18 protein-coding genes are annotated in these 21389 nt (G+C 63.9%); 9 read left to right on the forward strand and 9 right to left on the reverse strand.

Annotated features, from left to right (window positions below; translation table 11 throughout):
* Positions 1 to 148: 148 nt before the first annotated feature.
* The 4 genes from ACW11F_RS12170 (at position 149) to ACW11F_RS12185 (ending at position 5918) form a co-directional block, all read left to right on the forward strand.
* The gene (locus tag ACW11F_RS12170) at positions 149 to 1480 is read left to right on the forward strand and encodes an NAD(P)/FAD-dependent oxidoreductase (protein WP_456997212.1); all 1332 of its coding nucleotides are present in this window, start codon (positions 149 to 151) and stop codon (positions 1478 to 1480) included.
* Between the two features lie 187 nt (positions 1481 to 1667).
* Positions 1668 to 2906, forward strand: a complete 1239-nt coding sequence (gene alr, locus ACW11F_RS12175) for an alanine racemase (protein ID WP_456997213.1) — start codon at positions 1668 to 1670, stop codon at positions 2904 to 2906.
* 400 nt (positions 2907 to 3306) lie between these two features.
* On the forward strand, positions 3307 to 4992 hold the full coding sequence (locus tag ACW11F_RS12180; RefSeq protein ID WP_456997214.1) for a gamma-glutamyltransferase family protein: 1686 nt from the start codon (positions 3307 to 3309) through the stop codon (positions 4990 to 4992).
* A 35-nt stretch (positions 4993 to 5027) separates the two neighbouring features.
* A complete protein-coding gene (locus ACW11F_RS12185) occupies positions 5028 to 5918 on the forward strand; it encodes a LysR family transcriptional regulator (protein ID WP_456997215.1) in 891 nt (296 codons plus the stop codon).
* 281 nt (positions 5919 to 6199) lie between these two features.
* Here the strand turns inward: ACW11F_RS12185 and ACW11F_RS12190 are convergent, their stop codons facing one another.
* Both ACW11F_RS12190 and ggt read right to left on the reverse strand, forming a co-directional pair.
* On the reverse strand, positions 6200 to 9316 hold the full coding sequence (locus ACW11F_RS12190; protein WP_456997216.1) for a TonB-dependent receptor domain-containing protein: 3117 nt from the start codon (positions 9314 to 9316) through the stop codon (positions 6200 to 6202).
* A gap of 228 nt (positions 9317 to 9544) precedes the next feature.
* Complete coding sequence (gene ggt / locus ACW11F_RS12195) at positions 9545 to 11275, reverse strand: gamma-glutamyltransferase (RefSeq protein ID WP_456997217.1); 1731 nt, start codon at positions 11273 to 11275, stop codon at positions 9545 to 9547.
* Positions 11276 to 11697: 422 nt separating this feature from the next.
* On the opposite strand from ggt, the gene ACW11F_RS12200 reads away from it, so the two are divergent.
* Together ACW11F_RS12200 and ACW11F_RS12205 are read left to right on the forward strand one after the other, a co-directional pair.
* Positions 11698 to 12999 (forward strand): FAD-dependent oxidoreductase, encoded by a 1302-nt coding sequence (locus ACW11F_RS12200; RefSeq protein WP_456997218.1) that lies wholly within the window; start codon positions 11698 to 11700, stop codon positions 12997 to 12999.
* 24 nt (positions 13000 to 13023) lie between these two features.
* Complete coding sequence (locus tag ACW11F_RS12205; RefSeq protein WP_456997219.1) at positions 13024 to 13944, forward strand: LysR family transcriptional regulator; 921 nt, start codon at positions 13024 to 13026, stop codon at positions 13942 to 13944.
* Between the two features lie 53 nt (positions 13945 to 13997).
* Here ACW11F_RS12205 and ACW11F_RS12210 read toward each other — a convergent pair whose 3' ends face one another.
* Genes ACW11F_RS12210 through wrbA form a run of 3 tightly spaced genes read right to left on the reverse strand, consistent with a single transcriptional unit; the run spans position 13998 to position 15458 of the window.
* Positions 13998 to 14483: an asparaginase domain-containing protein gene (locus tag ACW11F_RS12210; RefSeq protein ID WP_456997220.1), complete on the reverse strand. Its 486-nt coding sequence runs from the start codon at positions 14481 to 14483 to the stop codon at positions 13998 to 14000.
* 58 nt (positions 14484 to 14541) lie between these two features.
* Positions 14542 to 14868: a DUF2069 domain-containing protein gene (locus ACW11F_RS12215; RefSeq protein ID WP_456997221.1), complete on the reverse strand. Its 327-nt coding sequence runs from the start codon at positions 14866 to 14868 to the stop codon at positions 14542 to 14544.
* On the reverse strand, positions 14865 to 15458 hold the full coding sequence (gene wrbA / locus ACW11F_RS12220) for an NAD(P)H:quinone oxidoreductase (RefSeq protein ID WP_456997222.1): 594 nt from the start codon (positions 15456 to 15458) through the stop codon (positions 14865 to 14867). The genes ACW11F_RS12215 and wrbA overlap by 4 nt, the downstream gene beginning before the upstream one ends.
* A 50-nt stretch (positions 15459 to 15508) precedes the next feature.
* On the opposite strand from wrbA, the gene ACW11F_RS12225 reads away from it, so the two are divergent.
* From ACW11F_RS12225 to ACW11F_RS12235, 3 genes are read left to right on the forward strand one after another with little or no spacing between them, the layout of a single operon-like run.
* Complete coding sequence (locus tag ACW11F_RS12225) at positions 15509 to 16801, forward strand: YihY family inner membrane protein (protein ID WP_456997223.1); 1293 nt, start codon at positions 15509 to 15511, stop codon at positions 16799 to 16801.
* On the forward strand, positions 16798 to 17370 hold the full coding sequence (locus ACW11F_RS12230; RefSeq protein WP_456997224.1) for a TlpA family protein disulfide reductase: 573 nt from the start codon (positions 16798 to 16800) through the stop codon (positions 17368 to 17370). Before ACW11F_RS12225 ends, ACW11F_RS12230 begins: the two co-directional genes overlap by 4 nt.
* Positions 17367 to 17636 (forward strand): acylphosphatase, encoded by a 270-nt coding sequence (locus ACW11F_RS12235; protein WP_456997226.1) that lies wholly within the window; start codon positions 17367 to 17369, stop codon positions 17634 to 17636. The genes ACW11F_RS12230 and ACW11F_RS12235 overlap by 4 nt, the downstream gene beginning before the upstream one ends.
* A 17-nt stretch (positions 17637 to 17653) precedes the next feature.
* Here the strand turns inward: ACW11F_RS12235 and ppk2 are convergent, their stop codons facing one another.
* From ppk2 to hemA, 4 genes are all read right to left on the reverse strand, one after another.
* A complete protein-coding gene (ppk2, locus tag ACW11F_RS12240; protein WP_456997227.1) occupies positions 17654 to 18421 on the reverse strand; it encodes a polyphosphate kinase 2 in 768 nt (255 codons plus the stop codon).
* Between the two features lie 36 nt (positions 18422 to 18457).
* A complete protein-coding gene (locus tag ACW11F_RS12245) occupies positions 18458 to 18901 on the reverse strand; it encodes an N-acetyltransferase family protein (protein ID WP_456997228.1) in 444 nt (147 codons plus the stop codon).
* A 78-nt stretch (positions 18902 to 18979) separates the two neighbouring features.
* Positions 18980 to 20065: a peptide chain release factor 1 gene (gene prfA, locus ACW11F_RS12250; protein WP_456997229.1), complete on the reverse strand. Its 1086-nt coding sequence runs from the start codon at positions 20063 to 20065 to the stop codon at positions 18980 to 18982.
* The gene (gene hemA, locus ACW11F_RS12255) at positions 20037 to 21341 is read right to left on the reverse strand and encodes a glutamyl-tRNA reductase (protein WP_456997230.1); all 1305 of its coding nucleotides are present in this window, start codon (positions 21339 to 21341) and stop codon (positions 20037 to 20039) included. Before hemA ends, prfA begins: the two co-directional genes overlap by 29 nt.
* Between the last annotated feature and the right edge of the window lie 48 nt (positions 21342 to 21389).

Genomic DNA, 21389 nt, shown 5'->3' on the forward strand with positions numbered 1-21389 from the left:
TGCGCGGCCCGAAAACTGCATGCAAGTCCTGGCGCATCTATGTGAGATCCAGCTTTTGCCCGAAGGCGTGGGTGGGCGCTATTCGCGGCAAAGTGTGGCGAAACCATGTGCGTGATTTGCTGTTGAGTTCACAGCGGGCGGGTGCACGATGACGGCCGCAAACGGCTTCGGCCGCGCAGACCCGGCAGGATACCTTGCCAATTACTGGCACCAAGGCGTGCCGGACTTCCACCCCATGCCCAGGCCGCTGTGTGCCGAATATGATGCCATCGTGATCGGGGCCGGATATTCGGGGTTGGCAGTTGCCTGGGGTTTGGCAGGCAACGGACTGTCTGTACTCGTGCTGGATGCAAACGAGATCGGATATGGCGCCTCGACACGCAACGGCGGCATGGTGGGACCAAGTTTTCATGCATTCGGGATGCGTGGCTTGACGCAGAAATATGGCGAGGCCAGAGCCAGGAACATCATGCGTGCAGGCATGGACGCGCTGGAATACTGCCAGGACCTGTTCTCGAGGGAAGGCTTCGACTGTGATTTCCGGTTGACGGGAAGGTTTCGAGGCGCGCGCAGTGATGCCGATCTCGATGCCATGGTTGCGGAATGCCAGCGACTGAAGATGGCAGTCGGGCTTCCCTATCAGCTGGTGAAGGCAGGAGAAGTCCATTTGCACACCAGTGTTTCGGTGTACAAGGGCGGCGTGTTGTATCCGCGGGATGGAGGGGTGCATCCCAAGCGCCTGGTCAATTTGCTGGCATCGCGCGCCGAGAGCGCCGGCGCGCATCTCCGGAGCTTCACGCCCGTGTCGGGGATAAGGAGAAGTGGTGACAGGTTCCAGGTTGCGACGCCGGAGGGTGCCCTCATGGCACGTCACCTCATCCTGGCAACCAATGGGTATTCGGACGGACGTGTGCCAGCGATGAACGGGCGCGTCGTTCCTGTCGATGTGAGCGTGGCGGCAACCCGCCACCTTGGAGAGCAGCGCGTCAGGGCCATGTCACCACGTTTCCACATGCACGGGGAAACCGGGAGGGTTTTCATCTGGTCCAGGCCGTCTCCGGATCATGCTCGCTTCATTTTCGGAGGGAGAATTTCCAGCCCGCATGCGTCACTGCAAGTTCAACAACAGCAGTTCGCTGTTGCAGTCCAGCGGTTGCATCCGGATCTGGGGCCATCTGACTTCGAGTTTGTCTGGAGCGGAAAGATTGCATATACCATCGATCATGCACCCCATCTCAATCAGGTGGATGGCGTCTGGCTGATTGGGGGTTATTGCGGGTCAGGCGTGACCCGATCACTTTTTTTCGCCGACAAGCTGGTCCGGAAGATCATGCGGCAGCCTGGTGCGGAAACGCCATTCGATGGCCTTGTTTTTCCGCGAGTACCTTTTCGCAGCCTGGCCCCGTTCGGCGCCAGGGTTCTCACCCGATACTATGGGTGGCTTGATCGGCGCGATGCACGAATGGCAGCGCGAAAATGAAGATTCGGATCATCCCTGCACGCTTCATGCATTGTTTCGGGTGTGTGGCCACACCGTCAAGTTCGCCACGGGCAAGCCTCTGCGCGCGTAGTGCCGATGATGGGAGCAGCGAGCCTGATCGAAACCGGAGAAAACTCGGTGCATTTTTTGGCAGTGTCCCTGTCGGATGTTCGGCCGGAGAATCGTGATGATTGATGACCCTTCCTTTTTCCTTCGTCGCAGGCGCTTCATTGCCGCAGCTGCGGGCACCGCACTGGTCGCAGCTGTCGAAGTCGGTGCGGCACCTCCACTTGGACGATACCTCGGGAAGCCGATAAGCGCACCTAATTCCTGGATCGAGGTCGATCTGAATGTATTCGAGCGCAACTTGAAGCTGGTCCAGGCGATGCTGGTCGGAGGTGCCCGGTTTTGTGCGGTATTGAAAGCGAATGCCTATGGGGTCGGAATCGAGCATGTGATGCCGAAGATCATCGAGGCGGGAATTAGCCATGTCGCCATTGCCAGCAATGAGGAGGCGCGCATGGTGCGCGATTCCGGATTTCGCGGAAAAGTGATGCGCGTGCGCGCTGCAACCTTGCCGGAGATCGCGGCAGCGATTCCCCATGATGTCGAGGAGCTGGTTGGCGGTCTGGAGCAGGCGCAAGGCATTGCCAGGATGAGGCGTCGCCGACCGGCGCCTATTCACTTGTCAGTGAATTCGGCCGGCATGAGCCGCAGCGGGTTCGAGTTGCGTGCCGAGGCCGGGCGGCGTGACATGCTGGAACTCATGGGCACCGAGGGCTTGCGTGTGGTCGGGGTGATGACGCATTTTCCCGTCGAAGAGCTTGCCGACGTGCGTCAGGGGCTGGCGGCGTTCCGGCATGATATCGCATGGCTGTTCGACAATACCATGCTCCGGCGTGAGGATGTGTTGCTGCATACTGCAAACTCGTTCGCCATCCAGAATGTCCCGGAGGCACATCTGGACATGGTACGCCCGGGCGGCGCGATGTATGGTTACAGCGGAACGCCCAAACCACCGTTCGAGCACGTGATTGCATTCAAGACGCGCGTAGCCACTATTCAGGCGTATCCGGCAGGCAGTACCGTGAGTTATGACCGCACATTCACGCTGAAACGAGACTCGCTGTTGGCGAACTTGTCGGTGGGGTATTCGGATGGATATGCGCGAGCATACTCGAACAAGGGAAGCGTGCTGATTCGCGGCCAACGTGCGCCGGTGGTCGGGCGCGTCACCATGAACAGCACGATGGTCGATGTGACCGATATTCCAGGCGTGCAACCCGGCGATGAAGTCGTGTTGTTCGGCAAGCAGGGTGCGGATCAGATTACCCAGGTCGAGGCACAGGAAGTATCCGGCATCGGCTTGTCCGAACAGTACACGGCTTGGGGCGTGCTGAATCCGAAAGTGATCGTGCATCGCTGAAGTGCAGCAATGCCATCCATTGCCAGCGTTGATTCCGGAGCGTGCACGAATGACGCCGGAAGTTACCCATGCCGCTCACTGTGCGCGTCCGGTGTACGCATGGTTTTCCCGGAATGGGTTTCCCGGAAATGACGTGATTGCGTCATTGCTCCGGCTCGGACCCGCGTGGAGCCGGAGCGGACCTGAATTGCAGCAGGGGCAAGGCCCATAACCCGAGGATGTGGACGTCATCACCAATCGAATGATGTTGGATGCGGTGATCGCCCTGCAACCTTGACAACGACGATAGTATCAAGACCACACCACGGCCTGCGCTTGTCTCCGGACATATCGCGTCCGTCATCCACGAGAAAGGGTTGGTTCGATGATTGCGTCATCAGCGACAAGATTCCGCAATGCAGTGATTTTCCTGCTCATCACGCTGTTGGTTGCCGGCTGCGGCACCACACGAGCCCCTTTGACGCAAACCGTGCCATCGAGACCGTCGCACTCGGGCTTTGTCAGCAGCGCACACCCGCTGGCCACGGAAGCCGGGTTGGACGTACTGCGTCGTGGCGGCAGCGCGATCGATGCGGCGATCGCCGTGCAGGCGATGCTGGGTCTGGTGGAACCTCAGAGCTCCGGCTTGGCAGGTGGCGCGATCCTGCTCCATTACGATGCTGCAACAGGAACGATCGACAGTTATATCGGCCGTGAACGTGCACCAGCCAGCGCAACGCCAACGATGTTTTCCGATGCCGAAGGTCGTCCGCTCAGTTATGAACATGCGATGCTGAGCGGGCGTGCTACCGGGGTGCCCGGAGTCTTGCCCGCATTGGAACTGGCACACCGCACACATGGAAGGCTCGCGTGGGGGAGCTTGTTCGAGTCGACCTCCATACGTGCCAGGGAGGGGTTTGCCGTCACTCCGCGGCTGCAGCAGCATATTGATGGCACCTTCCTGCAGGCGTCCGCACCCGACGTGGTGAAGCTGTTTTCGCGCGCAGACGGCACCCCGCTGCGTGCCGGCGACACCTTCCGCAATCCGGCCTATGCCGAAAGCCTTGCCCTGATCGCTCGAAACGGTGCTGCAGCACTGCAGTCGGGGCCACTGGCAGAGGCGATTGTCGCCCGCATCAACCAGCCGCCGAACCCGGCGCAGGCGACCGTGAATGACCTTGCCAACAACAAGGTGGAGCGTGAGGATGCGCTGTGCAGGCCGCTGCGCGCGTGGGTGATTTGCGCACCGCCACCGCCGTCAAGCGGGGTCGGGGTGTTGCAGCTGATGCTGCTGCTTGACCGTACCGACATTGCGGAGCGTGGTCCCGATGACCCGAGATCGTGGCTGCTGTTTGCCGAGTCCAGTCGGCTGATGTATGCCGACCGCGATCATTACATCGGGGACCCGGCGTTCGTAAGCGTTCCGGTTGAAGGGTTGCTTGACCCCGACTATCTGGCCTCTCGCCGCGCATTGATCGGCGCGCGTGCGGCAGCGGGTGCGTACAGGTATGGGAACCCACCCGGTGCACGAGCAGCTGACGCAGACGCTACGCGCGAACCCGCAGGTACCAGCCATCTGGTGGTCATGGACCGCGACGGCAATGTGGTCTCGATGACGACAACCATCGAGTCGTACTTCGGCTCGGGGCGGGTGGTTGGCGGAATGGTGCTCAACAATCAGCTCACTGACTTTTCGTGGTCACCCGGCGAGTCGGCAGCCAACGCGATCGCACCGGGCAAGCGGTCACGCTCATCGATGTCGCCGGTCATCGTGCTCGATCAACAGGGTCGTTTCGTCGGTGCGATCGGGTCGCCTGGTGGTGGCGCCATTCCCGCCTACATCGGCAAGACTCTGGTCGGTGCGTTGTATTGGGGTTTGCCCTTGCAGCAGGCAGTCGACTTGCCGAATCTGGTCGCGCGCGGCGAACGCTTCAATGGCGAAGCGCGCGCATTCGCGCCATCACTGCGCCAGCAGCTATTGGAACTGGGTATCGAAGTCGTGCCGGGGTCCGGTGAAAACTCGGGTCTGCATGGCGTGCTGCTTCGCAACGGTACCCTGGAGGGAGCCGCCGATCCGCGCCGAGAGGGTGTCGCAAAACAGCTATAGTCGACCGCCAGTGCATCGGGGTCGGAGGACAGCGCATGCGTTTCCGCCAGATCGAAGTCTTCCATGCGGTTTACACCGCAGGTTCGATCAGTGCCGCGGCACGCGCATTGCATGTTTCGCAGCCTTCGGTCAGCAAGGTGCTGCAGCATACCCAGCAGCAGATCGGGCTGCAGCTGTTCCAGCTGGTGCGTGGACGGCTGGTCCCCACCGAGGAGGCGCACGAGCTGTTCATTGAAGTCTCGGAAGTCTTCAATCGTCTGACTTCGCTTCGCAAAACAGTGGGCAACCTGCGCAACCTTGCCAGCGGACGCATCCGTCTGGCCGTGGTGCCGTCGCTGGGGCTTCATGCGACGCCGCTTGCGATCACCCACTTCCGACAACTCCACCCCGAGATCACTTTCGAGGTGCAGACCCTGCACTATGACGAACTGTTTCGCGGACTGTACGAGCGGACATGCGACATCGCGATTGCCTACGATCCGCCGATGCACCCGAGGATGAAGCGGCGTGACCTGGATACCGCCCAGTTGATGTTGCTGTTCGAAAGAAGCATGTTGCCCGATGTCGGCGACACCGTATCGATTCGAATGCTGGAGGGGCGTGATGTCGTGGGTCTGACATCACGCGGCCCGGTCGGCGATCTGTTCAATCGGGAATTGGAACGCCAGCAGGTCAATGTGCGCGAAGTCGTCTCCAACGGGACCTTCTACATTGCTGCTGCGCTGGCACGCTGTGGCGCCGGCATGGCGGTGGTGGACGAGTTCACCGCACGTGCAAGCGTGGATGAGACGCTGGTTGCAAGGCCGTTCTCGCCGCCGCTGAAATACAAGGTGCAATACTCGTATCTCGAAGACCGCCCACCCTCCGAGGCGGTTTTGCGTTTTGTCAAAATCTTCTCGCAGACATTGCGTGAGATACGCAGATAGCGTGGATCCTGGCAGGCCGCCAATTGATCGGAGCGTTGAGACTGCCTTGCCGGTTCGACCGGAGCCACTTGGCCGGGACGGGAGCCCCGCGCGCGGTCAAGATGTCGGTGAGCTGGCAGCAATCCGGCGCACGCGTCGAGTACCCAAGGGATGCATTGTCTCATGCGGGCAGTGTCATGCATCCCTGTGCGTGTCTGGCCGAACGTGTTTCGCACCCTTTCATGGAATGAAAAAAGCCCGGCATGCATATGCATGCCGGGCCCGGGGCCATGGGGCGGCGCTTACTTGAAGGTCTTGGTGATGGTCAGGTAGTAACCACGTCCGAGGGCGTTGTGAAGTGCGGAGTTGAAGCCCAATGCACCTGTCGTCAGCGGCGGATCACGGTCCGCGATGTTGCGCACCGTCAGGCGGAAAGCCGTCTGGCCAAGGAGGCCATCCATGTTCCCGGTACGGTATTCCGCCCACAGGTTGGTGGTACTCCAGCTCGGCACGCGGAACAGCGTTCCATCATCCAGGCGTGCACTGGTCGATTGATAGCCATCGACGTGGCTCACGAACGTGCCAAAGCTCCAGCTGTTGTATCGCCAGGAAGCACTGAACGTCGAGCGCCACTTTGGTGAGCCGTTTATGCCCAGAAGGCTCCCTGCATTGCGGATGTCGAAGTTGGAATCGATGAGGCCCTGTTCCTGAGCAGCCTGGATGAGCTCCTCCTCGGCGGTCGGTTCCTGGCTCAGCTGGATCATGCGGGTGGCATTGAGCCCCAGATTGAACGTGCCTGCCGTTTCCGTGCGCAGATTCCACTTCATGCCGAAGTCCAGTCCGCGGGCCCGGCGCGGGAGGCGGTTCAGGTACTTGTCTTCGACCTTGATGACCTGGCCCACCGGCTCCAGCCCCGACCCTTCGAAAATCGCGATCCGCTCGTCGGTCGGTGCATCGCGAATGACCGCCGGGTTGTATGACCCCTGCATGCGCAGGAGGTAGTCCAGCGCCAGGTGGGAGGCTTCGCCCAGGATTCCGATCACGTCATCCTGCTTGATCGACCAGTAATCGGCAGTGAGGGTCAGGCGGCCAGCCGAAGCAGGCAGGAACTTGGGCTGGAACACGAAGCCGGCAGCCCAGGTTTCGGCTTCCTCCGGCTTGAGGTCGCGGTTGCCGCTGCGCTCTGCGACGGTGCTGTAGGAGCGCGTGCAGCGGTGCACGCCATTGATGAGACCTTTCCGGATATCCGCTTCACACACGTAGTAGTCGGTTCGCGTGTTGCTTACGGTCGTGCCGGTCGAGTACATCTGCATGATGTTCGGAGCCAGGAAGCTCTGTGACCAGTTGGCGCGGAACATGAGGCCATCGAACAGATCCCATGCGAGTGCCACCTTGGGCTTGGCCACGCTGCCGAAGTCCGAGTAACGCTCGTAGCGCCCGGCCAGCTGCATGTCCAGAGCCCGGACCAGCGGAATGTTCATGTCGGGGGAAACGAGGGGGACCGCGAATTCCACGTAACCTGAAGCCACCGACCGGTGTCCGCTGTTGTCCGGCGATGGACTGGCGCCCAGCACGTCACTGGTGATGCCGCCCGTCAATGGATTGGTATAGGTGATGGTTCCATCCAGGCGATCGTCGCGATCATCCTTCAGTGTTTCCCTTCGCCATTCCACACCAAATGCGAGGCCGACGTTGCCGGCCCGCCAACTGAACAGGTTGTCCTTGATGAAGCGCGAGTCGACCTGGAAGAGCGAACTGCGACTCACGCGCACGACCGGCACGCTGAAGCTGGCAATGGCATCGGCATTCAGTGCTGGATCGCGCGGCAGCGTCCAGTCGAGCGGATTGCCACCCGCGAACGGGTTGTATGCGCTGGGATCGCTGCGTCCGAGCGCTTCCGCAAACAGGGTGTTGCTGATCGAACCGAACTGGGTGTCGCGCGTGCGTGCAGCGGAGTACAGGATGGCGCTTTCCCAGTCGAAGCTGCCCAGCATTCCGCGCACACCGACGAGTGCACGATACGACTTGTCGTCGACCGTGTACGGGCGTTCCGAATCCGTCGCACGATAACGCACGATCCTGAGGTCCAGGCCTTCCTCGGGTGCATCGATCCCCGGCAGTCGATTGGGATTGAGCGAGCCGTCGGGCAGGTACATGGCGCCCAGTGGGTTGTAGTAATTGTTCTTGGAAACGATCTGTGCCGCAGCCCCCAATGATGCTGCCTGCTCGCGCATGCTCTTGAATTCGGCGTCGTAATAGCTCGCCTCGCCAAACATGACGAATTCATCGTTGATGTCATGTTCGATCGTGCTGAAGATGTTGTTCCGCCTGACCGAGCCGAGCAGGTTGCGCTGTGGGGCAGCATTGAAATACAGCGCGCGATCGTTTGTCGACCCGGTCTTGATGCACGCGTCGTCATTGACGGCCGCCACGCAACCACCATCGGTGGGGGTGATGCGCAGGTAGCCGGTTGCGCTGGTGATGCTGGTGCCGCCCTGGCGGACGCGACTGCCATCCACGGTCTGGAACGCGCCCCACGCACTGGAGCTTATGCGGCCGTCGAATGCCGTCAGGCCCTCGAATGGCGTACCTTCGACATCCGCCATGCGGTTCATGTATGCGCTGTATTCACGCTCGGTCGCAGGCAGGTCCGAACGGCGGGTTTGGCCGCCCAGCACGGTGATGCGGGTGCGGTCATTGTTGAACCACTTGCCCGCCTTGAAGTTGATGTTCCCTTGGCGGAAATCCGTGCCTTCCGAACCGCCGTATTGCCCCTGAACCTGGAAGCCTTCGAAGCGCGTATCCATGACGACGTTGATGACACCGGCCACCGCGTCGGAGCCGTACAGGGCCGACGCGCCACCGAGGAGCACTTCCGTGCGATCCACGCCATACAAGGGAATGGCGTTCATGTTTCCGGTTTGACGCGGAACCAGACGTTCGGTCTGGGTGCCGGAATGGTCGACGACACGTCGGCCGTTGACCAGCAGCAATGTGTTGCCCGTTCCGAGGTTGCGCAGGTTGATGGATCCTACGTCACCACGAGCAGCGTTGAGGTTGGCCGCGGTATCCGTGTTGTTGAACATCAGGTCGCCCACCTGGGGGATGGCTTGAAGCAGCTCATCTCCCGAAATGGCACCTGTTTCCGCGATGCTTTCCTGGCTCAGGACATTGACCGGCGCCATGCCTTCTTCACGCGTGCCTGCAAACCGGCTTCCAACGACCACGACCGCATCGAGCTTGGTATCCGACGGCGGCGCGGAATCCTGTTCTTCAGTCTGCTCGGGCGTCGGCGATTGCGAGGGAGGTGGTTGCGGTGATGCAGCCTGCTGCTCCGCAGGGGTCTGGGCAAACGCGATATTGCCCGTGATGGCTGCCCCCACCATCACCGCCAGCAGCTTCTTTCGATGAACCTTCATGATCTCCCTCCGTCAATCGAATACGCACCGCACATTTGCTTGTTGCGGCAGTGTTGTCACCTGAAACACGTTCTTGCTGTCAAACGATGCTTTCAGAACGCCTCCTGCTCGAGAACGATGCCCCCTGCCGGCTCTGGCAGCTCCGGCCTGATGAACCGGGCCCCATGGTCTGCGTCCGGCATGCTCGTGCCATGCCGAGCCTGCTTGGTGACCAAATGAAGCAAGCCATTACTGCGCAACCGCCGTTGCGCCAGGTCGCCGTGGATCGGCGGCGCCCTCCACCGTTCCCCGCTCGGTGCGCAGGGTTTGCGTGCTGCCGATGGTTTCGTTGGAAAAGATGTTGTGTCCGCGTTTGCGCAGGAGTGTCAGGGTGTCCGGACTCAAGCCGGGCTCGACCTGCAGCTTGCCCTCTTGATCCATGTGCTGATGGATGCGTGGAAAGGCGGTGGCGTCGGCGATGTTCATGCCGAAGTCGACCACGTTCACGATCATTTGCACGATCGTTCCCGGGATGGTGTTGCCGCCTGGGCTGCCGGTGATCAGCCATGGGCGCCCGTCGCGGAACAACATGGTCGGTGCCATGCTGGAGATGGGCCGGTGGCCCGGGCGCATGGAATTGGCGGGCGGCTGTTTTCCGGACCGGGCGGCTTCCAGTTGAGCGCGCAGGGAGAAGTTGCCGATCAGGTTGCCCAGCAGGAATCCGGTTCCCTCGATCATCACGCCCGACCCGAAGTCCGCACCGATGGTGAAGGTATTGCTGACCGCATTGCCTTCCGCATCGAGCACGGAAAAGTGCGTGGTTTGGTCACTTTCATGCTTCCAGGGGTCACCGGCGACGACGCGGGCGGCAGGTGCAGCGCGGCGCAACCTGATGTTCGAGGCCCGCCTGGATGCATAAGCCTTGTCTGCCAGCCCGGCCAGCGGGACCGACACGAAACCCGGATCGCCCATATGGGCCAGGCGATCACGCCATGACAGCTTGCTCGCTTCGGCCAGGAGATGCAGGGCATCGGCTGAACCGGCACCCATCTTGGCAAGATCGAATTGCTCAAGCAGATTCAGTGCAACGACCACCCCGGGCCCGCCGCCACTGGCAGGCGGCATGGTGATGATTTCGTGGCCACGGTAAGTGGAGCGCAACGGTGTGCGCTCGATTGCGCGGTACGCAGCGAGGTCGCTCTTGCGAAGCAGCCCACCGTGTTTGCGCATGCCTGCATCCAAACGCTCGGCGATGGCACCACGGTAAAACGCATCGGCCCCATGTTCGGCGATCTGGCGCAGGGACCAAGCAAGATCCGTTTGCACCAGGCGCTCGCCTGCACGCAAAGCTTGTCCATCAGGATGCAGGAAAACACTTGCCCCGGCGGCACTTCGCGCCAGGCGTTGCTTGCCCCAATCAAGTGCAAATGCTTCGTCCCGACTGAGCACGATGCCTTGCTCGGCCATCGCGATCGCCGGCGCGAGGAGGCGCTTCCACGCCAGGCGGCCATATTTTTCGTGGGCCAATGCGAGTCCGGCAACGGTGCCCGGGACACCTGCCGAGCGGATGCCGGCGTTGTGCCCGGACAACTCGCCATTCTCGTCGACATACAGATCCAGGGATGCCGCAGCGGGTGCCATGGAGCGGTAGTCGATGGCGATGTCGCGCTTGCCGTCCGCAAGATGGATAAGCATGAATCCGTCGCCGCCGATGTTTCCGGCGCGCGGCAGGGTGACAGCCAGCACGAAGGCAGTTGCAATCGCCGCATCCACCGCATTCCCGCCTTCGCGAAGTATCTGTGCGCCTGCCTGGCTGGCTGCCTCGTTCTGGCTGACCACCATGCCGGCATCACCGACTTCGGGCTTGTGGATGGCGTCGTAGTTGAGCAGTTGCCGGGTCTGGGCCGGCAGGCTTGCGGGTGCAAGCGTGAGGCAGGCTGCCGTCAAGACAGCAAGTGCGGCGTTGATCAGTCGATGCATGGCGCCCTCCCTCCGGGTTCCGGTGCATGTCGTTCGCCACGGTCCGGTGCGAGTCCAGCGCGCTGGCCAGGGTGGTTGTGGCGAGGTTGCATCCACCATGCACAAAATAGGGGGGGATGTCCCCCATCATTCCTGCACCACGCCATACCCTGTGGTTATGTGGCCCAGTTGCCCATAGCCGCAAGTTAACCCCTGTCCAAACATTCCGACACCCGGACAGTGCCATGCGAAGCTAGGCTTCGTCAGGCTGGCTGAGATGCCATGCCTCATGGTGCCGTGAAAGGGAGGCTTGATGTCGATGCCGTATACACCTGAACTGCAGCGACGGAATGGAGTTGCAGACCTTCGGGATCGTTGCCCGGGATGGTACAGCCGACCCGGAATGTGACAGTAATCTGGGCCGGACCCGACATTGAGAGAGCATGAGGCCGATGCGCGACATCACCCCATTTGAGCGTGCTGCCGGCACGGACACCCGATGGCCCCGGGAGCCGGAGGGCGGGCTCTGCGATGTGGTGGTGATCGGTGCCGGCGTTGTCGGGGTGGCCACGGCCTACGCGGCGGCGCGACGCGGCCTGTCGGTGCAACTGATCGATCAGGCCGATGGTCCCGCGCTGGGTGCCTCGTTCGCCAACGGCGGCCAGCTCAGCTATGCGTATACCGATGCCATGGCCGGTCCGTCGCTGTGGCCACAGCTGCCGCGTATCGTAGCCGGCCGTGATCCGGCGTTCCGCATGCGTCTGGCCGGCAACCCGGCGATCTGGTCGTGGGGTTTGACCCTGCTGGGCAACAGCACTCGCCGCCGCATGCAGCGAAACACCCTGCGCACACTGGCCTTGGCGCAGGAATCGCACGATGCGATGACCAGGCTGCTCGAGAAGCACCCGATCGATTTCGCGCATGCCAAGCCCGGCAAGATGCATGTGTACTACAGCGCTTCCGCCTTGCGTGCCAGCGCGGCGATGGTCGCGCTGAAACGGCAGCACGGCGTGAACCAGACGCTGCTTGGTCCGGAGCAGGCAGTGGCCATCGAGCCTGCGCTTGCAGGGGTGAGCGGCCTTGCCGGGGTGGTGTACAGTCCAGAGGAAGAAGTGGGGGACCCGCATCGCTTCTGTGCGGAACTGCTCACGATCCTGCATCGGCACTACGCGGTGCGGGCGTGCTTCGGATTCGGCTTGAAGAACATGCAGCCGCAGGATGGAAGCTGGACGCTGGTCGCCCATGATGGCCGCGAGATACGGGGTCGGCGTGTCATCGTCTGCGCCGGGATCGACAGTGCCGCGCTGATGCGTCCGCTCGGCGTGAAGCTGCCGCTGATGGCGGTGAAGGGATATTCGTTCACCGCGCCCTGTGGGTCGAACCCGCCCCGGGCCAGCATCACCGATACGGTACGCAAGCTGGTGTTCTGTCGCTTGGGCGATCGCATGCGGGTGGCCGGGTTTGCCGATGTCGGTGACTGGAATCCGGAGCCGGACCTGGCCCGTGTCGATCAGCTCGTGGCGATGGCCCGTAAGGCCTTGCCCGGCGCGGTCGATTACACGCGCATCGAGAGCCATTGGGCTGGATTGCGTCCAGCCACGCCGCAGTCGGTGCCGTTGATCGTTTCACCGGCACCGGGTCTTGTATGCAATGCCGGGCACGGGATGCTGGGCTGGACACTGGCCATGGGCAGTGCGGAACGTGCGGTGGCACTGGCCATGGGCGAGGAGTCCCGCAGTCGATGAATCACTGCGGCCTGTTGGCCTACCATGACGCGCATGCGTGCACGTCAGATTGAAGTTTTCCATGCGGTGTATACCACCGGCTCGATAAGTGCCGCCGCACGGGCGCTGCATGTCTCGCAACCTTCGGTCAGCAAGGTGTTGCACCACACGCAGAACCAGTTGGGCTTCAAGCTGTTCACTCTGGTGCGTGGCCGACTGGTGGCCACTGACGAGGCGCATGCGCTGTTCCTGGAGGTCAAGGACATCTACGAGCGCATGGGTTCGTTGCGAAAGACGATCGCCAATATCCACAGCCCCGGAGCCGCGCACATTCGCCTTGCCGTGGTGCCCTCGCTTGGCTTGCATGTCGCTCCACGTGCCATTACCGCGTACCGGCAGCGACATCCGGAGGTCACGTTCGATGTACAGACCCTGCACCATGGCGACGTGTTCCAAGCGTTGTATGAACGCCAGTGCGATATCGCTTTCGTGTACGACCCGCCGCGTCATCCGCGCATGCAACACCGGAAGCTGGGACGTGGCCGGTTGATGCTGCTGTTCCAGAAGGCCGGTGCCGACCTGCCTGACGGACCCGTGCCTTTGGCGCAGCTCGATGGGCAGAAAATGGTGGGGTTGGCCAACAGCGGACCGGTGGGTGACCTGTTGGCAGTCGCCTGCAAGCGACAAGGTGTCGAGATCGAAGAAGTGGTATCGAACCAGACTTATTACCTGGCGGCTGCACTGACTCGATGCGGGGCAGGCATGGCGGTGGTGGATGAGTTCACCGCACGAGCAAGCATTGACGAACTCGTCGACTGTCGACCGATCGATCCTGCAATCAGCTTTCGCATCGAATGCGTGTATCTGGAGGATCGGCCGCCTTCGCTTCCGGCCGAGGGTTTCATCACGATGTTCGCCGACACGCTAAAACAAGTCCGTTCCGCACGAAGCAGCACGCGCAGCTGACCGTGCGGCAGGACAGCCGGCAAGCACGGGCGGGTGGGCTGCCGCCGGTGGTTTCAGAGTGGCTCGAAGCGGTTTGCCTCGACGTTCTTGCGCACGTTTTCCGGGTTCCAGATGCGCCCGTTCATGGCGATGTAGACGCCGGCCGGCAGTGATTGCACCGCGCCCACCGCGCAGCCGATGTTGAACTCGGCGTCGGAGCCCTCGAAGCGGGCAGGGTTGAGCGCGCCGGTGAGGACGATGGTCTTGTCCTGGATGCGCGCGAGCACCTTGGCGGTTTCCACCATCGAATCGGTGCCGTGGGTGACCAGCACGCAGCGCTCGTCCTGCGCGGCGATGGTCGCGCGCATCAATTCGCGGTCGGCATCGTCGATGAACAGCGAGTCCTTGCGCAGCAGCGGGATCACGTGGAAGCGGAACGCCACGCCGAGGTCGGCGAGGATCTTGCCGATCTGCGGCTCGCCCACCTGGTAATCGGACTTGGCATCGAAATACACCTTGTCGATGGTGCCGCCGGTGGTGACGATGAGCAGGTCTTCCATTGCGTGCTCCACTGCGAAAGCGCCATTGTACGGCGGGCGTGGTGCGGGCTGGCGCAGTTCAGTCGGGGGTGTTGCGGCCGAAGCGGGCCTTGAGTCCGGCCCAGCTGCTGGCGATGACGATCACCAGCGACAAGGCGAGGATGCCGAGCGCATACAGGCGTGCCGTGCCGTGCAGGGTCCACGCTTCCATCACCCCGTAGGAGAACCAGCCGAGCGCGAACACCCCGGCCCAGAACCCGGCGCTGCGCAGGCCCATGGCGAGTGCCGCGGCGATCAGTGCCGGGGGCAGGGCGGCGAACGCGGCCACCAGCGGTTGCCCACGGAAACCCCAGGCCAGCAGCGCGGCGAGCAGCAGCAGCGCGACCAGCAGCAGGTGGCGGCTCATGTGCCGAGCCTGCGCGCGGTTTCCGCGAGGCGCCGACCGAAGGCGCGGGCCAGCTCGGCCTCGTCGTCGCTGAGCTGCGGGTCATGCGCATTGCCGGCGACATGGCTCGGGCCGTACGGCGTGCCACCGCTGCGGGTGGAGGACAGCCGCGCCTCGCTGTAGGGGATGCCGCACAGCAGGCAGCCGTGGTGCAGCAGCGGCACCATCATCGACAGCAGGGTCGATTCCTGGCCGCCGTGCATGGTCGCGGTGGAGGTGAACACGCCGGCCGGCTTGCCGATCAGCGTGCCGTTGGCCCATTCGCTGCCGAGACCGTCGAGGAAGTGCTTGACCGGCGCGGCCATGTTGCCGAACCGGGTCGGGCTGCCCAGTGCCAGGCCTGCGCATTCGCGCAGATCGGCATGACTGGCATAGGGTGCGCCGGATTCGGGCACCGGCGGCAGCGCCACTTCGGTCTGCACCGCCACCGGCGGGGTGGTGCGCAGGCGCGCGCTCATGCCCTCGATTTCGCCCACGCCGCGCGCGATCTGTCGCGCCAGGTTGGCCACCGAGCCGCCACGGCTGTAGTACAGCACCAGGATTTCCGCCATCGTTCGCGTCCACCATCGGGCGCGACAGTGTAATGCGCTAGTCTTTGCCGATGGCCGGAGTCCTGCCGCACCAGCGCCTGCGCGCGCAGCTGATGGAGCGCATCCACGATCGCGCGCGGATGCTGAGCTTTGCCCGCTTCGTCGGTCGCCGCTTCGTCGACGACCGCCTGTTCGAGGCCGCCGGCGCGCTGGCGTTCACCACTGCGTTCGCGCTGGTGCCGCTCTCGTTCGTGGTGTTCGGCGTGCTCTCGGCATTCCCCGGTTTCGAGCGCTGGAACGCGGCGCTGGGCGATTACATCTTCAGCAACTTCGTGCCGCGCGCGGCCGAAGCGGTGAAGAGCTGGCTGCAGGGCACGCTGGAGAACAAGGCGCAGATGACCTGGGCCGGGGTGATCGCGCTGATCGTCTCGCTGCTGGTCACGCTGAACAGCGTGGAGGCGATCTTCAACCGCATCTGGCGAGTGGCCACCGCGCGACCGAAGCTGGGTCGCTTCCTGGTGTACTGGACCGTGCTCACGCTGGGCGCATTGCTGGCCGCGACCAGCCTGGCGCTGTCGACGCGGCTGTTCAAGCTGGCGTTTTTCGAAACCAGCGCCGGGCAGTGGCTGGCCGAAGCGATGCAGCGCGGCACGCCGATCCTGATCGAGGTCGCCTGCTTCACCATCCTGTACCGGGTGGTGCCGCACCGCACGGTGAAATGGCGGCATGCGCTGGCCGGCGCCGTGCTCGCGGCCGCCGCGTTCGATCTCATCAAATGGGGCATCGGCTTCTACTTTGCCAATTCGGAGGTGTACCGGAACCTGTATGGCGCACTGTCGCTGGCACCGATTTTCCTGCTGTGGATCTACCTCGGTTGGGCCTCGGTGCTGTTCGGCGCCTCGTTCGCCGCCAGCCTGTCGGCGTTCCGTTACCAGCCCGCCGCGTTGCGCCTGCCGCAAGGCTACGAGATCTATGGCCTGCTGCGCCTGCTCGGTCGCCTGCAACTGGCGCGGCGCGAGGGCCGCGGCCTGCACGTGGACGAGATCCAGGCGCGCGAGCCGATCCTGACCGACGAGCTGATCCAGGATTTCCTCTGCCAGCTGGACGAAATCCACTTGGTGGCGCGCGCCGAATCGGGCGAGTGGATGCTGGCGCGTGACCTCGACCAGATCACCATGGCCGAGCTGTACGAAGCCTGCCATCTGCGCATCCCGATCAGCGAAGCACGCCTGCCCGGGCGCGAGGACGTGCTTGGCTGCCGCGTATCCGACGCACTCGACGACCTGCGCCTGCCGCTGCGCGACCTGCTCAAGCGCAAGGTCGCCAGCATCTATGAATCCCTTCCCGAGGAAACCGAAAAATGAACCGCCTCCGCTGTTGCCTGCTGTTGTCCGTTCTGCCGTTGGCGCTGGCCTTGGCTGCCTGCAAGCCGGCGCCCGAGCCCGCCGTGGACGATGCGCGGCCGACCCCGCAGGGTGCCGCCGGCAACATCACCAAGCCGGCCGCCGAAGGCGATGTTCCGGTACTCGAAGTGGAGACGCTGGATGGCGAGCGCTTCGATCTCGCCGCGCAGCGCGGTCAGTGGGTGGTGGTCAATTACTGGGCCACCTGGTGCGGGCCGTGCATCGAGGAAATGCCCGAGCTGTCCGCACTGGACGCGATGCGCGAGCACGTAAGGGTGGTGGGGCTGGCGTATGACGATGCCGATGCCGACACCCTGCGCGAGTTCCTCGGCAAACATCCGGTGGTATACCCGGTGGCGAAGCTGGATCCGCAATCGCCACCCGCCGACTTCGGTCATGCCGCCGCGCTGCCGATGACCTGGTTGATCGATCCGCAGGGCCGGCTGGTGCGCAAGTTCGTCGGCCCGGTCACCGCGCGCCTGCTGGAAGAAGCCATCGCCGCTGCCGGCGGCCCGGAGGCGGGTGCGTGAGAGCGGCGCGCTTCCTGGTACAGGGGCGGGTGCAGGGCGTGCACTTTCGTGCCGGCACGCGCGAGGTGGCGCTGCGTCTGGGCCTCGATGGTCATGCGCGCAACCTCGAGGATGGCCGCGTGGAAGTGGTGGTGGCCGGTGATGCCTCGGCCATCCATGCACTGGACGAGTGGCTGCGGGAAGGCCCGCCGCAGGCGCGCGTGGATCGCCTGACCCGCGAAGACGTGGCGACGGATGCGATCGCGCCGGGATTTTTCATCGCCTGAGGCGCAGCGGTTGCGGCTCAGGCCTGGAACGGGGGCAATGGCTGCAGCACGCCATACGACTCCTTGAGCGGCTTGCCCGGCAACGGAGGCAGCGCCGGGATCGGCTCGTCGACGTGGGTGTCGGGCAGGCGGTCGAGCAGGTCGCGGATCAGGGTCAGCCGGCCCAGCTTCTGGTCATTGAAGTCGACCAGCGTCCACGGCGCGTGCCCGGTGTGGGTGGCGCGCAACATCTCCTCGCGCGCCTCGGTGTAGGCGTGGTAGAGCTTGCGCGCTTCGATGTCGATCGGCGACAGCTTCCAGCCCTTGAGCGGGTTTTCGCGGCGCTCGGCAAAGCGCTTTTCCTGCTGCTCCTGGTCGCAGCACAGCCAGTACTTGAACAGCAGGATGCCATCGTCCACCAGTTGCTGCTCGAACACCGGGGCCTGTTTCAGGAATGCCTTGACCTGCGCCGCGCTGGCAAAACCCATCACCTTTTCGACCCCGGCACGGTTGTACCAGCTGCGGTCGAACAGCACGATCTCGCCGGCGGCGGGAAGATGTGACACGTAACGCTGGAAATACCATTCGCCCTGTTCGCGCTCCCCCGGCTTGGGCAGCGCGACGACGCGGCATTGCCGCGGGTTGAGGTGTTCGCTGATGGCCTTGATCACGCCGCCCTTGCCCGCGGTATCGCGCCCTTCCATCAGCACCAGGACACGTTGCCCGCGCGCCTTGACCCAATGCGCCATGCGCGTGAGCTCGAGCTGCAGCGGCTCCATCAGTGCGTTGTAAACGGATGATTTCATGTGTGTGGTTGGTGGAGGAAGTCGCGAATCCTGCGCCTACAGCAGCACCGAATACCACTGGGTGTCGTCTTCCTCCCAGCCGGCATCGCGGTACAGCGCACGCGCAGCCTCGTTGCGGCGTCCGGTTTCCAGTTGCAGGCGGCTGGCGCCGTCGTTGCGCGCATACTCCACCGCGGCCTTGAGCAGGGCCTTGGCGATGCCCATGCGGCGTTTCTCCGGGGGCACGTAGATGTCGTTCAGCACCCAGATGCTGGAGGTCTGTACCGAGGAATACATCGGGTACAGCTGGGCGAAGCCGACCAGCTCCTCGCCACGCTCGGCGAGCAGCACCACCGATTCGTTGGCGCCGATGCGCGCGCGCAGCCAGTTGCGCGCACGGGTGAGGTCCGATGGCTGGTCGTAGAACTGGCGGAACGCATCGAACAGCGGGACCAGCGCGTCCACGTCTTCAAGTTCGGCTTGCCTAACCCTGGTTTTCATCATCGCTCCGGGGGCTGCGATCCATCAGTTCAGCACACTGCGTGTTGCGGAAGTGTAAGCGCCGCCGGTGGTGTGGTGTCAGGGCTCCCGCGCCAGCTGTGCCAGTGCCTCGGCCTGCGCTTCGCGCGCGAGCCGCTCGATCAATGCATCGAGCTGGCCGTCCATCACGTTGTCGAGGTCATACAGGGTCAGGCCTTCGACACGATGGTCGGTGATCCGCCCTTGCGGAAAGTTGTAGGTGCGGATGCGCTGGCTGCGATCGCCGCTGCCGACCTGCAGCTTGCGATCCGCGGCTTGGGCGGCGTTGCGGCGTTCGACCTCGGCTTCGACCAGCATCGCCTTGAGCCGCTTCATCGCCTTGTCGCGGTTGGCGTGCTGGCTGCGCTCGCTCTGGCTTTCCACCACCACGCCACTGGGCAGGTGGGTGATGCGGATCGCCGATTCGGTCTTGTTGACGTGCTGGCCACCGGCGCCGCTGGAGCGGAAGGTATCGACCCTGAGCTCGGCCGGATTGACTTCGATCTCGATGTCGCCGGCTTCCTCGGCGATGATCGCCACCGTCGCCGCCGAAGTGTGGATGCGGCCCTGCGATTCGGTTTCCGGCACGCGCTGCACACGGTGGGTGCCGGACTCGAACTTGAGTCGCGAATAGGCACCTTCGCCATCGATGCGGGCGACGATCTCGCGAAAGCCGCCATGCTCGCCCGGATTGGCCGATTCGACTTCGACCTTCCAGCCCATGCGCTCGGCATAGCGCGAATACATGCGGAACAGGTCACCGGCGAAGATCGCCGCCTCGTCGCCGCCGGTACCGGCGCGCACTTCCAGGTACAGGCTGCCATCGTCGCGCGCATCGCGCGGCGCAAGGTGGCCCATCAGTTCGGCTTGCAGTGCCTCGATGCGTGCCTGTGCGGCATCGATTTCCTCGCCGGCCATCGCTGCCAGCTCGGGGTCGTCCAGCATCCCGCGCGCGGCCTCCAGGTCGGCGCGTGCCTGGCGTTCCTCGGCGAGTGCGCGTGCCAATGGTTCGAGCCGGGCGAACTCGCGCGAATGACGCCGGAACAGCGCCGCATCGGCGATCACCGCCGGGTCGGACAGCAGCCGTTCGAGCTCGTCGCGGCGCTCGGCCAGCGCCTCAAGCTTGTGCCGCAGGCTCGCTTGCATCGTCGTCCTTGTCGCTGGCCTCATCGCCTGGGAACAGCCGCGCGATGGCTCGCGCCAGCTCGAAATCCCCATTCGCGGCCGCCTCGCGCAGCGCCACCGTCGGGCTGTGCAGCAGGCGATTGGTCAGGCTGTGCGCCAGGAGTTCCAGCGCGCCGGCCGGGTCGCCGCCGGCTTCGAGCATGCGCCGCGCCTTGCGCAGCGCGTCGGCGCGTGCCTGCTCGCCGTATTCGCGCATCTGCCGCAGCGGCGCGTCGTTGCGGATCAGGCGCATGCGTTCCATGAAGCGTTCGGCGTGCAGGGTGGCGATGGCCTCGGCTTCGGCGGCGGCTTCGCGGCGGCTGCGCCGGTTGTCCTCCACCGCGCGCTCGAGATCGTCCACGGTATACAGGAACACGTCGCGCAACTTGCCGGCGTCGGTCTCGATGTCGCGCGGCACGGCAAGATCCAGCAGCAGCATCGGGCGATGGCGGCGCGCGGCCAGTGCGTCCTGCACCTGGCTGGCGCGCAGCACCGGCTCGCGCGCGGCGGTAGCCGAGAACACGATGTCGGCTTCCGGCAGGTGGCGCTCGATCTCGCCAAGCGGCAGCGCGAAGCCGCCGTGGCGGCCGGCGATGTCCTGCGCATGGGCCAGGGTGCGATTGGCGACCAGCAGGCGCTTGACCCCGCCTTCGGCCAGATGCCGCGCGGTGAGTTCGATGGTTTCGCCGGCACCGATCAGCAATGCGGTGGCGTCCTGCAGCCGGGAAAAGGTGTTCTGCGCCAGACGCACCGCGGTGGAGGCGACCGAAACCGGGTTCTGGCCGATGCGGGTATGCGTGCGCGCATGCTTGGCGGTGCCGAACGCCTGCTGGAACAGGCGGTCGAGCTGGCTGCCCAGTGCACCGGCACCGCGTGCGGCGGCCCAGGCCTCCTTGACCTGGCCGAGGATCTGCGGCTCGCCCAGCACCAGCGAATCCAGCCCCGCGGCGACGCGGAACAGGTGCCGCACCGCGTCGGCATCGCGATGGCGATAAACGTAATCGTCCAGCGCCAGGCGCCCGCCCGGGCGTTGCGCCAGCCATTCCTGCAGCACGCCGCCATCGTCGTTGGTGACGGCATAGACCTCGGTGCGGTTGCAGGTGGAGATGATCGCGGCCTCGTGCACGCCCGGCATGCCGCGCAGCGAGGCCAAGGCCTGCGGCAGGCTGGCAGCGTCGAACGCCAACCGCTCGCGCACGCTTACCGGTGCGGTCTGGTGGTTGACGCCCAGGGCATGGATGGCGACGGCGGTCGGCATGTTCAGCGGCTTGCGATTAAGCTGGCGGCGTTGCAGGCATTCCTGCCA

Source organism: Luteimonas sp. e5, assembly GCF_054031035.1.

Coding starts and splice junctions, on each gene's coding strand:
- ACW11F_RS12170 (WP_456997212.1), top strand. CDS start 149: ATGACGGCCGCAAACGGCTTCGGCCGCGCAGACCCGGCAGGATACCTT.
- alr (WP_456997213.1), top strand. CDS start 1,668: ATGATTGATGACCCTTCCTTTTTCCTTCGTCGCAGGCGCTTCATTGCC.
- ACW11F_RS12185 (WP_456997215.1), top strand. CDS start 5,028: ATGCGTTTCCGCCAGATCGAAGTCTTCCATGCGGTTTACACCGCAGGT.
- ACW11F_RS12190 (WP_456997216.1), bottom strand. CDS start 9,316: ATGAAGGTTCATCGAAAGAAGCTGCTGGCGGTGATGGTGGGGGCAGCC.
- ggt (WP_456997217.1), bottom strand. CDS start 11,275: ATGCATCGACTGATCAACGCCGCACTTGCTGTCTTGACGGCAGCCTGC.
- ACW11F_RS12200 (WP_456997218.1), top strand. CDS start 11,698: ATGAGGCCGATGCGCGACATCACCCCATTTGAGCGTGCTGCCGGCACG.
- ACW11F_RS12205 (WP_456997219.1), top strand. CDS start 13,024: ATGACGCGCATGCGTGCACGTCAGATTGAAGTTTTCCATGCGGTGTAT.
- ACW11F_RS12210 (WP_456997220.1), bottom strand. CDS start 14,483: ATGGAAGACCTGCTCATCGTCACCACCGGCGGCACCATCGACAAGGTG.
- ACW11F_RS12215 (WP_456997221.1), bottom strand. CDS start 14,868: ATGAGCCGCCACCTGCTGCTGGTCGCGCTGCTGCTGCTCGCCGCGCTG.
- wrbA (WP_456997222.1), bottom strand. CDS start 15,458: ATGGCGGAAATCCTGGTGCTGTACTACAGCCGTGGCGGCTCGGTGGCC.
- ACW11F_RS12225 (WP_456997223.1), top strand. CDS start 15,509: ATGGCCGGAGTCCTGCCGCACCAGCGCCTGCGCGCGCAGCTGATGGAG.
- ACW11F_RS12230 (WP_456997224.1), top strand. CDS start 16,798: ATGAACCGCCTCCGCTGTTGCCTGCTGTTGTCCGTTCTGCCGTTGGCG.
- ppk2 (WP_456997227.1), bottom strand. CDS start 18,421: ATGAAATCATCCGTTTACAACGCACTGATGGAGCCGCTGCAGCTCGAG.
- ACW11F_RS12245 (WP_456997228.1), bottom strand. CDS start 18,901: ATGAAAACCAGGGTTAGGCAAGCCGAACTTGAAGACGTGGACGCGCTG.
- prfA (WP_456997229.1), bottom strand. CDS start 20,065: ATGCAAGCGAGCCTGCGGCACAAGCTTGAGGCGCTGGCCGAGCGCCGC.
- hemA (WP_456997230.1), bottom strand. CDS start 21,341: ATGCCGACCGCCGTCGCCATCCATGCCCTGGGCGTCAACCACCAGACC.